Origin of the sequence: Marichromatium gracile, from assembly GCF_004343155.1 — a bacterium.
GTDB lineage: Bacteria > Pseudomonadota > Gammaproteobacteria > Chromatiales > Chromatiaceae > Marichromatium > Marichromatium gracile.
On the sequence record NZ_SMDC01000002.1, the window covers coordinates 202,830 to 216,930 of the forward strand.

The 14,101-nt window shown below is 68.9% G+C and carries 12 protein-coding genes; 4 read left to right on the plus strand and 8 right to left on the minus strand.

What is annotated here, in order from left to right:
• Positions 1–174: 174 nt before the first annotated feature.
• Complete coding sequence (locus tag EDC29_RS03920; protein WP_123142046.1) at positions 175–606, minus strand: acyl-CoA thioesterase; 432 nt, start codon at positions 604–606, stop codon at positions 175–177.
• A gap of 128 nt (positions 607–734) precedes the next feature.
• Between EDC29_RS03920 and catB the strand changes: the two genes are divergently transcribed.
• The 3 genes from catB (at position 735) to EDC29_RS03935 (ending at position 2,401) form a co-directional block, all read left to right on the plus strand.
• Positions 735–1,370, plus strand: coding sequence for a type B chloramphenicol O-acetyltransferase (catB, locus tag EDC29_RS03925; protein ID WP_123139950.1), 636 nt, complete (start codon positions 735–737; stop codon positions 1,368–1,370).
• 132 nt (positions 1,371–1,502) lie between these two features.
• On the plus strand, positions 1,503–1,817 hold the full coding sequence (locus tag EDC29_RS03930) for a hypothetical protein (protein ID WP_165913432.1): 315 nt from the start codon (positions 1,503–1,505) through the stop codon (positions 1,815–1,817).
• 395 nt (positions 1,818–2,212) lie between these two features.
• A complete protein-coding gene (locus tag EDC29_RS03935; protein WP_200189243.1) occupies positions 2,213–2,401 on the plus strand; it encodes an SHOCT domain-containing protein in 189 nt (62 codons plus the stop codon).
• A 15-nt stretch (positions 2,402–2,416) separates the two neighbouring features.
• On the opposite strand, the gene EDC29_RS03940 is transcribed toward EDC29_RS03935, so the two are convergent.
• The 5 genes from EDC29_RS03940 to EDC29_RS03960 all read right to left on the minus strand — a co-directional run bounded on the left by EDC29_RS03940 (position 2,417) and on the right by EDC29_RS03960 (position 9,268).
• Positions 2,417–3,106 (minus strand): M48 family metallopeptidase, encoded by a 690-nt coding sequence (locus EDC29_RS03940; protein WP_132228647.1) that lies wholly within the window; start codon positions 3,104–3,106, stop codon positions 2,417–2,419.
• A 19-nt stretch (positions 3,107–3,125) separates the two neighbouring features.
• Positions 3,126–3,755 (minus strand): glycine zipper domain-containing protein, encoded by a 630-nt coding sequence (locus tag EDC29_RS03945; protein WP_123142049.1) that lies wholly within the window; start codon positions 3,753–3,755, stop codon positions 3,126–3,128.
• 70 nt (positions 3,756–3,825) lie between these two features.
• Positions 3,826–4,995 (minus strand): vWA domain-containing protein, encoded by a 1,170-nt coding sequence (locus EDC29_RS03950; protein ID WP_123142050.1) that lies wholly within the window; start codon positions 4,993–4,995, stop codon positions 3,826–3,828.
• 120 nt (positions 4,996–5,115) lie between these two features.
• On the minus strand, positions 5,116–6,900 hold the full coding sequence (locus EDC29_RS03955; protein WP_132228649.1) for a serine/threonine protein kinase: 1,785 nt from the start codon (positions 6,898–6,900) through the stop codon (positions 5,116–5,118).
• Positions 6,901–6,991: 91 nt separating this feature from the next.
• Complete coding sequence (locus EDC29_RS03960) at positions 6,992–9,268, minus strand: FHA domain-containing protein (RefSeq protein WP_132228651.1); 2,277 nt, start codon at positions 9,266–9,268, stop codon at positions 6,992–6,994.
• Positions 9,269–9,442: 174 nt separating this feature from the next.
• On the opposite strand from EDC29_RS03960, the gene EDC29_RS03965 reads away from it, so the two are divergent.
• Complete coding sequence (locus EDC29_RS03965) at positions 9,443–10,789, plus strand: alpha/beta hydrolase (protein WP_338086181.1); 1,347 nt, start codon at positions 9,443–9,445, stop codon at positions 10,787–10,789.
• On the opposite strand, the gene EDC29_RS03970 is transcribed toward EDC29_RS03965, so the two are convergent.
• Together EDC29_RS03970 and EDC29_RS03975 are read right to left on the minus strand one after the other, a co-directional pair.
• Positions 10,776–12,044: an alpha-amylase family glycosyl hydrolase gene (locus EDC29_RS03970; RefSeq protein WP_123143435.1), complete on the minus strand. Its 1,269-nt coding sequence runs from the start codon at positions 12,042–12,044 to the stop codon at positions 10,776–10,778. The two genes, EDC29_RS03965 and EDC29_RS03970, sit on opposite strands and share 14 nt — an antisense overlap.
• 43 nt (positions 12,045–12,087) lie before the next feature.
• Complete coding sequence (locus EDC29_RS03975) at positions 12,088–14,037, minus strand: glycogen synthase (protein WP_132228655.1); 1,950 nt, start codon at positions 14,035–14,037, stop codon at positions 12,088–12,090.
• Between the last annotated feature and the right edge of the window lie 64 nt (positions 14,038–14,101).

Consider the following 14,101-nt stretch of genomic DNA (forward strand, 5'->3'; position numbering starts at 1 on the left):
CGGTTGAAGGCAAGCCACCGATCCTTCCTTGCTGGGGGCTGATGGCCGGGGGCTGGTGACTCTTCGGCGTCTTTGCAGTTCAATCTCGCTGGCCGCTGGCCGCTGGCCGCTGGCCGCTGGCCGCTGGCCGCTGGCCGCTGGCCGCTGGCCGCTGGCCGCTGGCGTCGCGGGTCCTCACTCGGTCGGCGCGGCGGCGAGGTGGGGTTCGAGGGCCGCGCGCAGTTCGGGGGCGAGGCTGCGCGCGCTCCCCGGCTCCAGGGCGATCTGTACGTGGACCGTGCGCGCCCGCGCGGCGAGGCGGCCGGCGGCGTCGAGGAACCGGTAGCCGAGGCTGAAGGCGCGCTGGCGCAGCTCCAGCACCTCGACCTCGACGCAGATCCGCTCGCCGTGCTGCATCGGTTGCAGATAGTCGGCCTCGGCGTGGGTGAGTGGCAGCAGCAGCGTCTGCGCGGCGATCATCGGCGGTAGCGGCTGGCCGATCTCGCGCATCAGCGCCTCGTAGGCGTCGTGTGCATGACGAAACAGATGGGCGAAGAACAGGCGTCCGGCGGCATCGGTGTCGTGTAGCTGGACGGTGAAGCGGTATTCGAAGGGGCGGGGGATCATGACGCGCTCTGGCTGCGGCTGGACCTGGGCGTCGATGATAGCAGCGCGGCGCGACGGGCGGTTACACTCGGAGGTTTCAGCGAGTCGACGCACCTCGTGTCGCGTGCGTCATGGATCGGAGCGTCAGGATGCGCAACCATTTCGAGAGCCCCTTCGCCGGCAAGTCACTGCGCGAGCAGGTCAGCAACCCCAATATCGAGGTCGGCGAATACAGCTACTACTCGGGCTACTATCACCATCACTCCTTCGATGAGTGTGTGCGCTATCTCGATCCCGATCGCGACGATGTCGACCGCCTGATCATCGGGCGCTTCTGCTCGATCGGCAGTGGTGCGGTGTTCATGATGGCCGGCAACCAGGGCCATCGCAGCGACTGGATCAGCACCCATCCCTTCTTCTATCGCGACGACACCCCCTTCGCCGGCGCCCTCGATGGCTATGTCCCGGCCGGTGACACCGTCATCGGCAACGATGTCTGGATCGGCAGCGAGGCGATGCTGATGCCCGGCGTGCGGGTCGGCGACGGAGCCATCGTCGCCAGCCGCGCCCTGGTCAGCCGCGATGTGCCGCCCTATACCGTCGTCGCCGGCAATCCGGCGCGTCCGATCCGGGTCCGCTTCACCGCCGAGGAGATCGAGCGGCTGCTCGAGATTGCCTGGTGGGACTGGGAACCCGAGCAGCTCGAGGCGGCGATGCCGCTGCTCTGCGCCCAGAATGTCGCGGCCCTGCATCGTTTCTGGTTGCAGCATCACCTCCCCGCCTGATCCTTCCGCCTGGTTGAATCCTTGCCCTCTGCGCCCAGTGTCGCGGGTGAGTCGGGAGATTCCGACTCACCCTGACGAGGACATGTCTCGTCTGCAGGTTTGCAACCAGCCGATCAAGGGAGGTCAGAGATGATGTCTGCAACGCATGTGTCTGCCGTGCGCATCCTCGGCGCCGCGCTTCTCGCGCTGCTGTTCGCCATGCCGGTGCCGGCCGAGGAGGGAGAGGCGGTCCCGGCGATCACACCGATGCCGATGGGAGGCCCGGGGCCGATGCCGCCCGCGGGCATGTCCCCGGGTGCGATGGGCATGGGCCCCGGCATGCCGCCGCCGATGATGCGCTCGCGCTGGGAGATGCAGCAGGCGCACATGGAGCGCATGGAGCGTCACATGGCCAATATCGAACGTCTGCTCGAGGCGCTGGTCGAAGCACAGCGTAAGGGCGACTGAGCCCAGGCCGGCGCGCCCACGGGCGCGCCCGTTCCATGCGGCCAGCACCGAGGTCGGTCATGCGGTCTGCCAGCGATGCCGCGACGGGTCTGTGCTGTGGCATGAGCGTTGCCCACGACCCGACCCGTGTCCACCGTCATCGCGGCATTGTCCATCGATTCTGCAGCGCCTTTCCGCGCCGATCCGGATCCTCGCCTTCGTCTACAACGCGCTCGGTGTCGCGGTTGCGGCTGGGGTGTTGTATCCGGCCCTTGGCCTGCTGCGCTCGCCGATCGTCGCCGCCGCCGCGGTGGGCCTCAGTTTTTGATCTGATCGCCAACGCGCTGCGGCTCAAATCCCTGAAACTCTGACTTCTGGAGCAACGAACGATGCATCATGGCTGGATACCCGGTGGGTTGGGTTGGATCTTCTGGGTCCTGGTGATCCTGGGCGTGGTCTGGGCACTGCGTGCCGGGCGGCGCGATGGGCGCGGCCGCGAGGGATGTGCCAGCGAGGAGGCGCTGCGCATCCTCGAGTCGCGCTATGCGCGCGGCGAGATCGAGCACGATGAGTTCGAGCGCCGACGCGAGGATCTGTTGCGCTGAGCGGTGATGCGGCGCTCAGCGTGGACGACAGCCGCCGCTCTCCGACCAGAGCCCGTCGAGTTCGTCGACGAGTTGCGCGCGCACTCTGGTGAAGGCGGGCGAGTCGTGCTCGGGGTGGGGCGGTGGCGCCGGGGCGAGCGCGCCGATTCGTGCGCTGAGCTGGGCGCTGGCGCCGTGACCCTGTTGCAGACAGACGAGCACCCCGGCCATGGCGCCGGGGTCGAGCCCGGCGCGCGCGAGCAGTGCCTCGGCGGCCCGGTCGGCGGCGATCTCGCGCTGCAGGTCGAAGTGCTGGACGACGGCGCCGAGATCGATGCGCTGATCGGCCGAGTCGGGGGCGGAGCAGAAGTGACCGAGCCGCTGGTGGGAGATCTCGTGGGCGAGTACCGCGGCGAGCTGGGCCTCGTCGCCGACCAGTGCGATCAGACCGTCGCTGACCAGGAACTGGCCGCCGCCGAGGGCGAAGGCGAGCGGCTCGAGGTTGCGTACCAGGTGGATTCGCACCTCGGTGTCGAGCCCGGCGATCGCGCCGAGTCGGGCGCCGAGGGCCTGGACGTGACGGCGCAGCGGGTCGCCCGAGGCGCGCAGCGGCCAGTCGCGCTCGATGCGCTGCATGGTCCGCTCGGCGGTGGCGCAGCCCTGGTCCGCGCCGCCGCCGAACAGCCCACCGAACAGCGCCAGTCCGAGCAGCCAGTGGAGCGGCATCGTCCGGTCGGTGCCGCGCTCAGCCGCGCACCACGAAGGTCGACTCGTCGGTGTCGTAGCTCGACCCGGCCTTGACGCGGTGCTCGATCACATAGGTCCCCGGTGGCACGTCGCTGGGGATGGTGATCTCGGCCTGGGCGGCCCAGCCACCGGCGGAGCGGGTGCTGGTCTTGGCCGGCAGGCGTGCTACCGAGCGGCCATCCTTCTTCAGCGTCCAACTCTCGGTGACCGAGGTGCGCGAGACGCTCGGGGGCAGCATCACCGAGTAGTCGGTGACCAGATCGACCGACTGGCCGCGGCCGACCGTACGCGGCGAGTTGGAGCCGCGGCGGATCTTGACCTGGGTGCGCTCGACCGGTTTGCTCAGACCGTAGACCCGGCTGTCGGCGGCGCTCGAGCGCACCTGACGCGACTGGTACTGATTGAGTGCGACCACGCTCCAGCCGAGCGCGCCACCGATGGCCGCGCCCGCCGCCGCGCCGCGCGCATCGCCGGTGACCAGCGCGCCGATGCCGGCGCCGACCAGCGCGCCGATGCCGGCGCCGGCGGCCTGATCCTGGGTATCGCCGGTGGTCTGGCAACCGCTGACCGCCACCGTGGCGGCGAGCGCCGCCGCGGTCAGACCCTTACGATATGGTGTTTTCATCATCTGCTTCCTCGCGATGCTGTCGATTCGGTGTCGAGGGCCGTCCGGGCCGAGCGGCCCGGACCGGCGTGCCTCACTGGGGCATGGTCGGGGCCGCTTCGGGGGCCGCTGCGGGATCATCCCAATAGGGGGTCTGACCCGCCGGGAGCTTGGGGATGGCCTGCTCGAACTTGGTGATGGCCGAGCGGATCGCCGGGATCGGCGGCGGCTGGATCGCCTCGAAGCTGGTGTCGTCATAGACGTACTTGCCGCTGCCGCTCGGGTACTCGACGCCGAGCTTGAGGCTGTGGCTCTCGCCGTCGACCGGGATGTAGGAGCGGAAGGTGACCACGTAGTCGCTCTGGAGGATGTTCTGGATCTCCTCGACGATGCGCTGCATGCGTGCGGTGGTCTCGCCGACCAGGTAGTAGACGCCGAAGGAGTTCTTCGACAGCGCCTCGAGGTTCTGGAAGTGGCTCGGGTCGATGCGTGAATAGGCGAGCGAGTAGATCGGGATCGGCACGCTGAGGTTGGAGATACGGGTCATCAGCTCGTTGCGGGTGATCGAGCTGCCCTCGTCCTTGCCGTCGGAGAACACCACCAGCGAGCAGGAGACCACGTAGTTGCCGCCGGCCACCGAGCCCTGGGCGCTCATCGCGCACATCTGCATGCCGGCACCGATGGTGTCGTAGAGCCGGGTCTTCATGCCGTCGGGCTGGATGTCGGCGATGCGCCGGGCGAGCACCCGCTCGTCACGCTCGAACTGCGAGACCAGCTCGTAGCCCTGCTTGGTGTCGCGTACCGCCAGCACCGCGATCTCGTCCTGCGGACGCTTGCTCTCGATATAGCCGATGGCGGCGCGCAGGGTCTCCTCGAAGGGTGCGCCGGACATGGTCTTGCTCGCGTCGATGACCAGCACGCTGCGGGTGGCCTCCTCGCGCTGACGGATCGACTGGATGCCGTACTGACGCTTCATCGGGTTGTAGGGACGGCCCTTGACCATCAGCCCGATGTTGAGCTCGTTGAGGTTGATCAGCGGCTGCATGTCCGAGTCGAAGGTGCGCAGATAGACCTGGACGAAGGGGTAGAGCGTATAGTCGGTGCGGTAGATCTTGAGGCCGTAACCGCCGGGTGCGGCGAAGCCGTAGCCGCTCTGGGCCAGCGCGGCGCCGCTGCCGGTCAGGGCGAGGATCAGGGTGGTGAGGGCCAGGAGCGCGTGGCGCAGCCACGGACGGCGGGTGGTTCGGGGACGAGCTGATTGCATGGGCGATTCCTCGATGTATCACACGATGGGCCGAACGCCACGCCGGGCGTGGCGTCACTCGTGCCGCCGCCCGGTCCCTCGACGCGGGCGACGAACGATCCCTGTCCGGGGCGGGCGAGGTCAGTAGCTGCGCTCCGCCCCCTTGTACTTGAATCCCCACCCCGAGCTACCGCCACTCGATGGGGCTGGCTTGGGCGCGGGCTTGGGCGCGGGCCGGGGCCGCGCCTTGGGCGGTTCGGGTGGTGGCTTGGCGACCACCACCGGTTCGCGCCTGGGTTGCGGCTTGGGCTCGACGGCTGGTGCCGGCTCCTCTGCCGCCTTGGTCTCGGGCTTGGGGGTCGAGACCACCGGCTGCGAGAGGTTGGGCGCGCGCTGCTGCTCGAAGAGGTCCTGCAGCGATCCGGGGCGGCGGGTCGAGGTGCTCGGGGCGTCGGGCTGCTGATCGGAGAAGATGCTCGGCAGCGGGCCGCTGGGGATGCTGGCGGTCTGTGGCGGTGGTGTGGGGCGCTCGCTGCGGGGCGCGACCAGCGCGGCACCCGCGCCGGCCGCTGCTGCGGCCGCAGCAGCGGCCGTTGCCGCGGACCCCTCGCTCGTCGGGGAGGTGGCGGGCTCGGATTGAGCCTCTGTCTTGGTTGACGTGGCGTCCTGTTGTGCGGTGTCCGGGGCGGCCTCGTCCTCGTGGCCGGGCAACCCGTCCAGCACCAGCCAGGTCCCGGCCCCAGCGCCGGCCAGCAGCAGCAGACCGACCACCAGGGCCAGCGGTGATCTGCGGCCCGGCTGCTTGGTCGGGGGGGGCGCGGCTGTGGCGCCGACCTGGCCGGTTGCGGCGGTGGCATGGGTCGGCAGCGGTAAGGAGTGGATCTGCGCACCGGTCTGCGTGGCCGCGGTCGGGTTGAAGCCGCCGGGTGATTGCGGGAGCACGGTGGTGGCGGCCACGGTCGGCGAACTGGTGCCGTTGCCGCCGGCCAGTCGCTCGAAGACCTCGGCGAACTCGGCGATCGACTGCTGGCGCTGGTTGATGTTGAGCTCCAGCGCCTGGAGCACGGCGGCGTCGACCGCCGGCGGGATCTCCGGGAGGAATTGCGACAGCGGCACCAGGGTCGCGCCGGTGACCCGCTCGTAGGCCGCCGCCGGCATCTTGCCGCTGAGCAGGTTGTAGACGATGGCGCCGAGCGCATAGACGTCCGAGCGCTGATCGGTGCCGGTGCCGAGCACCTGTTCGGGGGGGCTGAAGCCCTGGCTGGCGGCGCGCCCGAGGGTACGGGTGGCGGTGTCCGGCGCCGCCTCCTTGGCGATGCCGAAGTCGATCAGCATGATCCGCCCGCTGTCGTCGAGCAGGATGTTGTCGGGCTTGAGGTCGCGATGCACCACCGGCGGGTCCTGGTCGTGCAGATAGCCGATCGCGGCGCACAGCTGGTTGATCCAGGGCAGCAGCACGAACAGCGGGATGCGCCCGCCGCGCTGCTCCTGCTCGCCGCGCAGGGTGCGATCGCCGCCGAACTCCAGTACCAGACAGACCATCTCGCTGTCGGTGAAGCGGTCGGTGATGTCGGGAACGGCGGGGTGGCTGAGACGTCCGAGCAGGCGCGTCTCGTGTTCGTCGAAGAGGATCTCGGGGATCTCCTTCAACGCTCGGTGCTTGCCGTGCAGGCGCAGGTCGTCGACCAGGTAGGTGACGCCGAAGCCGCCCTTGCCGAGCACCGAGTTGACCCGGTAGCGCTCGTTGATGATCTCGCCGGGCTCGCGCAACCAGCGGATGACGCCGCGGATCACCCCCTGCGCCGTGGTATCGAGGTGGGCCAGTTCGAGTCCGCAGTCGCCGCAGCGGTAGTCGCGTCCCGGCAGCTCGGCGGTCAGGTTCTGGGCGCCGCACTTGGGGCAGGTCTTCAGCTCTTGGTCTTCCACGGCGCGTCTCGCTCGTTGCTGGGGGCGTGCGGGGTTATGCGTTGCGTGTTCAGTGCCTCACTCTAACCCCAGGATCCGTGTTCGCCAAGCCTCACAGTCGCCGGTCCTTGAGCTTGAGAGACAGGGTGGTGAGCACGAGGAAGCCGAGCGCCAGGCCGCCGAGCGCGAGCATCGAGTCGTCCCAGCTCGCCTGCACCTCGATCAACGCCCTCTCGCTGCCCGGCAGCGGGGTGCGCAGCGTCTCGTCGAGGGTCGCGCGCATCGCGTCCAGCCCCCAGTAGGCGATCACCGAGAAGCGGGCGACCTGCTCGGTCACCCCGGAGAGCGCGACCACCGAGTTGGAGAGGATGAACTGCGGGATCAGCAGCAGCGGCAGTGCGGCGATCGCCTTGTCGTTGGAGTTGACCAGGGCGCTCACCGCCAGCCCCATGCAGGTGGCCGCGAGTCCGGCGAGGAAGAGGGTGGCGAGACGCTCGAGGAAGGGCCCCTCGAAGCCGAGCATCAGGGTGACGATGGCGAGGAAGCTGGCGCACTGGAGCAGACAGAGCAGCGCCAGCGGCACCAGCTTGCTGGTCAGGTAGGCGGGGATGCGCACCGTCACCGAGCGCTCGCGCAGATAGACCGGCAGCTCCTTGACGATCTCGCGCGCCGAGTTGATACAGCCGAACCAGATCGCCGAGAGCACCAGCACGAAGGTCACCTGCCCCTCGGCGGCGGCGCGCTCGGGCAGGGTGCCGCCGATGTCGAACACCGCCCCCACCACCAGCGCGATCAGGGGCGCCTGCAGCAGCAGCACCAGCAGATTGATCCGGTCGGAGAGCAGCAGGTCGGCATAACGAGTGGTGAGGGTGAGCATCTGGCGCAGCCCGGCGCGCAGCGAGGTGCCGGGGCGCTTGGCGCGCGCGCCCTTGGCCTGCTGCGGGGCCTCGATCGGGGCTGGGGTGGCGGCGCGGCGCGCGGTGATATAGGTCTGGTAGAGCGGTGAGGCGCGATAGCGCGCGCGCCACTGCTCGGCCTCGCCCTGTTCGAGCAGTTCGTAGACGTCGGAGAGACGCTCGACGCCGAAGTAGGCGGCCGCCTCGCCGGGCGGGCCGTAATAGACCAGACAGCCGCGATGGAGCAGGGCGACGAGATTGCAGCAGTCGATGTTCTCGAGCGAGTGGGTGACGCAGACCACCGTCTTGCCGTCGGCGGCGAGTCGCGCGAACAGTCGCATCATCTTCTTGTCGGTGCCGGCGTCGAGTCCGCTGGTGGCCTCGTCGAGAAAGAGGATGTTGGGGTTGGCCACCAGTTCGACAGCGAGACTGACGCGCTTGAGCTGGCCGCCGCTGAGCGGCTCCGGGGTGTCGACGGCGAGCTGGGCCTTCTCGCTGAGATCGACGCGCTCGAGCACCCGCTCGCTGAGCGTGGCGATCTCCTCGCGCGAGGTGTCCGGCGGCAGTCGCAGCCGCGCGGTGTAGCCGAGCGCGCTGATCACCCGGATCTTGCGATGGACGATGTCCTGCTGGGGGACATAGCCGATACCGGAGCGGAACTGGTCGAAGGCGCCGTAGAGGTCGACGCCGTTGTAGGCGACCTGTCCGGAGGTGGCCGGACGGCGACCGTTGAGGGCGTCGAGCAGGGTCGACTTGCCCGAGCCGCTGGTGCCGAAGATGACCACGAACTCGCCGGGGTCGATCACCAGGTCGATCTCGTCGAGCAGGCGCCGCGGGGCGCCGGTGGTGCGGTCCTTGACCTCCTTGGTGAGGGCGTTGACCTCGACCCGCACCATGTTGCCGATCTCGGCCGGCTCGAGCGCGGCGCCGGTGAACACGAACACGAAGCTGGCGAAGGCGACGCGGTCGCCGGGGGTGAGGGTGACCGGGGTGCGGATCGGTGCGCCGTTGACCGAGGTGCCGTTGGTGCTGCGCAGGTCCTCGAGCCAGACCTGGTCGTCGATGATCGACACCCGGGCGTGATGACGTGAGATCTGGGGCGAGTCGATCACCAGCCCGCAGTCGCTCTGGCGTCCGACCAGGATCTCGATGCGCTCGGCGCTCTCGGGCGCCGGCGCCAGTGGCGCGACCGTGTCGGTCGAGAGCTGGACCAGTACCCCGGCGAGCGCGATCCAGTCGCCCTGACCGACCCCGACGGCGCCCTGCACGGGGCGGCCATTGACCATCAGCGGTGCCCCATCGATCGGCTCGGCGAAGAGCGCGCCGCGCTGCATGAACAGGCGGGCGTGACGGGGGCGGACCTCGGCGCCCTGGATCTCGACATCGCACTCCGGCGCGCTGCCGAGCACGCAGTCGGCGGTGGGCTGGAGACGCAGCTGTGCGATCACGTGCCGCGCCGTCTTCAGCTCGATCTGCTGCGCCGCCTCTTCCATCGCCCGGTCCTCGTTTCGTGGATGACTGCTGTAGCGAAATCTACCCCATTGTTCGCGTCGATAAAACCGTGTGCGCGGCATGAGGCGGCGCTGGCGGCGGGGCGCGGCACGGTTCTGGTCTATGCTCGAAGCCGGGCCGAGGTGACGCGATGAGCACGGAGACGAGCCATGTGGATGGTGCGGACGATGGTCGGGGTGCTGTTGGTCGGGGCGCTGACCGGCGGCTGCGCCGGCAAGGCGCGCGAGTTGATGCCGACTCCGCTGCTCTATCAGTCGCCAGGGCAGTCGCCAGGGCAGCCGTCAATGCAGCAGGTGCTGTTCACCCGCGCGCCGCGCGACCCCCATGATCTCGAGCTGCTCTATGTCACCGACCGTGCTGGCGGCGATACCGATGCTGCTGTGCCCTATGGCGAGGGACGGTTGCGCGGGCTGGTCTATGGCAGCGCGCGGGTGCGGATCGGCCCCGGACTCGACGGCGATGGGGTGTTGCGCCAGAGCCTGCTGGCGCGGCGCACCCGACCGGTGACCCTGGAGCTGGGGCGGGTCGAGGAGCTCGGGCGCTTTCCCGAGGAGCCCTATGCCATCGTCCGCGACGCCGCCGATCGGGTCCGTCTCGATCCGGCCGGGCTGCGTCGCTTCGCCCGCGCCCGCGCCGATCTCCAGCAGCAGTTGCGGGTGCGTCTGGCCGCCACGCCGCGCAAGGAGCTGCTGCTCTATGTCCACGGCTTCAACGAGACCTTCGCCAGTGCCGCCTACACCGCCGCCGAGCTGTGTCACTTTCTCGGCCGCGAGCCGGTCTGCGCCATCTTCACCTGGCCGGCGGCGGCGAGCGGCAATCTGCTGACCTCCTACACCGCCACCACCGAGTCGGCCGAGTACGCCGTCGAGCACCTCAAGAAGACGCTGCGCATGCTCGCCGCCACCCCGGGGCTCGAGCGCATCCAGCTGCTCGCCCACAGTCGCGGCACCCTGGTGCTGGTCGATGCGTTGCGCGAGCTGGTCGTCGAGGCGCTGATCCAGGGGCAGGATCCGCGCGCACGCTATCGCATCGACAACCTGGTGCTGATGTCACCGGACATCGATATCGATCTGGCCGCGCAGAAGATCACCGGCTTCGTCTCCGATCCCGACCTGCTCGGCGCGCGTGCCGCCCGGCCGCTGCCCCGACTGCTCTCCGGGCGCTTGACCGTCTATGCCTCGCCGCGCGATCGCGCCCTGCTGATCTCGCGCATCCTGTTCCGCAGTCGCGACCGGGTGGGACAGATCGCCCTCGAGGACATCCGCCCGGGCGCGCAGCGTTATCTTGCGACCCTCGGTCGGATCGATCTGGTCAGTTACGAGGGGCGGCGCACCGACTTCTTCGGACACGGCTACTTCACCACCAATCCGCGGGTGAGCGCCGATCTGGTCGCCCTGCTGCGCTATGGCCGGGGGCCGGACGACCCGTTGCGCGCGCTCGAACGTACCGGGCCGGCGACCTGGCGCTTTCCCGACGTCGAGGACGGGGTCAGTCTCCGGTGACCAGGACCCGCGCCATCCCCGGCCCCAGCTCGAAGTCGAAGGGTGTGGGCAGATAGTCCATCGCCCACTGGAAGGAGCAGTCGCGCAGCGGCGCCGGGCGTTCGAGGTGGCGGTAGAGGTCGTCGACGTGCAGCCACTGGCGTTGCTCGATGTCCTTGTTGAGTGCGATCAGCGCCTCGCCGGCGCCGTCCTCGGCGCGCTTGTGCAGCAACAGCACCGCCGGGTTGTCGAGCGGGATGATGCGCACCGGCCCCTCGCCCTGGAACACCGGGTGGGCGTCCTTGATCGCGTTGACGTGGCGGATGAAGTCACCGAGATCGAGGTTGGGCGTCTCCCAGTGCGTCGGCCGGGTGGCGACCACGTCGAGCCGTCGGGCGAAGCCGAACTCGTAGCCGATCGGCATCAGCACCCCGCCGGAGAACAGCGCGGCGAACAGATAGCGCTGTTCCAGGGCGTGAGGGTTGCCGCCGGACTCGGCATAGAGTCGCGCGGTGTCGTGGCTCTCGGGGAAGCCGATCGAGGGCACCAGGGCGCGGGTGGCGTCGTACTGCTCGAGCAGCCAGGGCGAGGCGAGGTCCCACCACTTGCCGCTGTTGAAGATGGCGTCGAAGCCTGCGGCGGCGGTCTCGCGGGTCTGCTCGGGCGAGCAGCCGAGGGTCTCGGCGACGAACACCACCTCGGGGTGATCGCGCTGGACGTGCTCGATCAGTCGGTGCCAGACCGCCGCCGGGACCTGATAGGCGGCGTCGCAGCGGAAGCCGCGAAAGCCGAGCGCGATCAGGTGCTCGACCACCTCCAGACAGTAGCCGAACAGCCCCTCGCGATCGCTGGTGTTGTGCCAGTCGAACTGCGCCAGATCTTCCCACACCACCCGGGTGCCGTCGGCCTCGATGCAGGCGGCGTTGGCCACTCGCTGTCCCTCGCGCACGAACCACTCCGGGTGATTGCGCACCAGTCTGGAGTCGATCGCGCAGTGGTTGATCACCAGATCGATCATCACCCGCATGCCGAGGTGCTCGGCCTCGCTGATCATGGCGCGGACCTGACGCTTGTGCGGGGTGCGCGAGCCGGGACGGAGGAAGTCGCGGCTGATGGCGAAGTAGTCGGTGATCGAGTAGAGACTGTCGGAGCGGCCGCGTTTCTGGATGGGGTTGACGAACACCCAGTCGAAGCCGAGGTCGGCGGCACGCTCGAGATGGGGCGTCCATTCATCGAGAGGGCCACAGAGCCGGGGGAAGAGGTTGTAGAGCTTCATCGCATGATCCTTACTCGCCACAGGCTGCTGATGGCCGCCGACCTCAGCCGTTACGAATGTAGTCGTAGATGTTGAGATAGTCCTGACCGGGACGGTTCCAGGAATAGTCGGTACGCATCGCGTTGTGCATCAGCGCGCGGAAGTCACCGGGATAGTCGTGGTAACAGGCGATCGCCCGGCCCAGGGCCGATTCCAGCCCGGCGTGGTCGTAGTCGTTGAACACATAGCCGTTGCGCTCGTGCAGCGGGCGGGCGGCGTGATCCTTGTCGAACACGGTATCGGCCAGTCCGCCGACGGCGCGCACCACCGGGATGGTGCCGTAGCGCAGCGCGATCATCTGGGTCAGCCCGCAGGGCTCGAAACGGCTGGGCACCAGCATCATGTCGGCGCCGGCATAGATCAGGTGCGCCAACTCCTCGTCGAAGCCGATCTCGAGATGACAGTCGGGGCTGTCGTTGAGCATCCGCTTGAGCCCCCAGAAGTCGGCATTGATCGCCGGGTCCGGACTGGAGCCGAGGAGCACGAACTGGGCACCGCGCTCGAGGGTGTAGAAGATCGCGTGACGCACCAGCTCGAGCCCCTTCTGCGGGTCGAGCCGGCCGATGAAGGCGACGATCGCCTTCTCGTTGTCGGCGAGCATCAGCCGTTGGCGCAGCGCGCGCTTGTCGTCGTACTTGGTCTCGATGGTCTCGATGCCGTAGCGCGCCGGGATGTGGCGGTCGATCTCGGGGTTCCAGAGGTCGTAGTCGATGCCGTTGACCACCCCGCCGTACTTGATCTGGTGGGCGTGGAGCACGCCTTCGAGACCGAAGCCCTGTCCCTGGTCCTTGGTCTCGAAGGCATAGCGCGGCGAGACCGTGGTGACGAAGTTGGAATAGACGATGCCGCCCTTGAGCAGGTTGAGCATGCCCGGGTAGCGCGGGTCGCCGAGACGGTCGTGGTGATGAAAACGCGCGGGGTGCTGCAGCCCGGTGGCGTGCAGCAACTCGCCGTCGACCACGCCCTGATGGGCGAAGTTGTGGATGGTCAGACAGACCCGGGGGTGAGTCATCCCCAGACGCTGATAGAACTCGTAGAGATAGACCGGCAACAGCGCGGTTTGCCAGTCGTGGCAGTGGATCACGTCGGGGTGCTTGCCGCTCTGCCAGAGGAACTCGATGGCCGCGCGCGAGAAGAAGGCATAGCGCAGCACGTCGTCGGGATAGCCGTAGATCGCCGGACGATCGAAGAAGTCGTCGCCCGAGTGCGGCTCGATGAAGAAGCACTTGCGGTCGTGGACGAAGCCGAAATAGACGCTGCAATGGATCGCCCCGTCGTACCAGGGCACCCACAGGTCGCGGTGGACCTCGTGCAGGTCGTAGATCTGGTCGTAGCGCATCGAGGCGTACTTCGGCAGCACGATCTCGACATGGTTGCCGCGGATCGCCAACTCGCGGCTGAGTCCGAAGACCACGTCGGCCAGCCCGCCGACCTTGGCCACGGTGGCCAGCTCCGGGGTGACATGGACCACGAACAGCCCGGGGCGCGCCGGCGCGGCCGGGGGAGGGGGCTCGGACTCGGGATACGGCGCGGGAGCCTCACGGGCTGGCGGCTGCGCCACCACCGGGCTAGCCTCCGGCTGCTCCGGCTGCTCCGGCTGCTCCGGCTGCTCCGGCTGCTCCGGCTGCTCCGGCTGCTCCGGCTGCTCCGGCTGCTCCGGCTGCTCCGGCTGCTCCGGCTGCTCCGGCTGCTCCGGCTGCTCCGGCTGCTCCGGCTGCTCCGGCTGCTCCGGCTGCTCCGGCTGCTCCGGCTGCTCCGGCTGCTCCGGCTCGAGTCTTGATTGCGTGGTGGGACGCTCCTGGGGGACAGGCGCAGCGCTGGCCGTCTCCGACGAGATCGGTGACTCGGTGGTCTGCGGCGTCGGCGGCGGGTTGGTCCCGACCGTGTCCTTGGCCGCGCTGCGGCGCCGCCGGGTGCTGGGCTTGGTTTTCGATCCCGTGGGCTGTTTCGCCATCGACTCGGTTCCTGCTGCTGTCGTTGCGCGCGGTTCGCGACCCTGGGGCGCGACGCATCCAGTG

What these genes read in the sequence shown, in the direction of transcription:
- EDC29_RS03920 (WP_123142046.1), bottom strand. Translation starts at nt 606, where the DNA reads ATGATCCCCCGCCCCTTCGAATACCGCTTCACCGTCCAGCTACACGAC.
- catB (WP_123139950.1), top strand. Translation starts at nt 735, where the DNA reads ATGCGCAACCATTTCGAGAGCCCCTTCGCCGGCAAGTCACTGCGCGAG.
- EDC29_RS03930 (WP_165913432.1), top strand. Translation starts at nt 1,503, where the DNA reads ATGTCTGCAACGCATGTGTCTGCCGTGCGCATCCTCGGCGCCGCGCTT.
- EDC29_RS03940 (WP_132228647.1), bottom strand. Translation starts at nt 3,106, where the DNA reads ATGCCGCTCCACTGGCTGCTCGGACTGGCGCTGTTCGGTGGGCTGTTC.
- EDC29_RS03945 (WP_123142049.1), bottom strand. Translation starts at nt 3,755, where the DNA reads ATGATGAAAACACCATATCGTAAGGGTCTGACCGCGGCGGCGCTCGCC.
- EDC29_RS03950 (WP_123142050.1), bottom strand. Translation starts at nt 4,995, where the DNA reads ATGCAATCAGCTCGTCCCCGAACCACCCGCCGTCCGTGGCTGCGCCAC.
- EDC29_RS03960 (WP_132228651.1), bottom strand. Translation starts at nt 9,268, where the DNA reads ATGGAAGAGGCGGCGCAGCAGATCGAGCTGAAGACGGCGCGGCACGTG.
- EDC29_RS03965 (WP_338086181.1), top strand. Translation starts at nt 9,443, where the DNA reads ATGGTGCGGACGATGGTCGGGGTGCTGTTGGTCGGGGCGCTGACCGGC.
- EDC29_RS03970 (WP_123143435.1), bottom strand. Translation starts at nt 12,044, where the DNA reads ATGAAGCTCTACAACCTCTTCCCCCGGCTCTGTGGCCCTCTCGATGAA.
- EDC29_RS03975 (WP_132228655.1), bottom strand. Translation starts at nt 14,037, where the DNA reads ATGGCGAAACAGCCCACGGGATCGAAAACCAAGCCCAGCACCCGGCGG.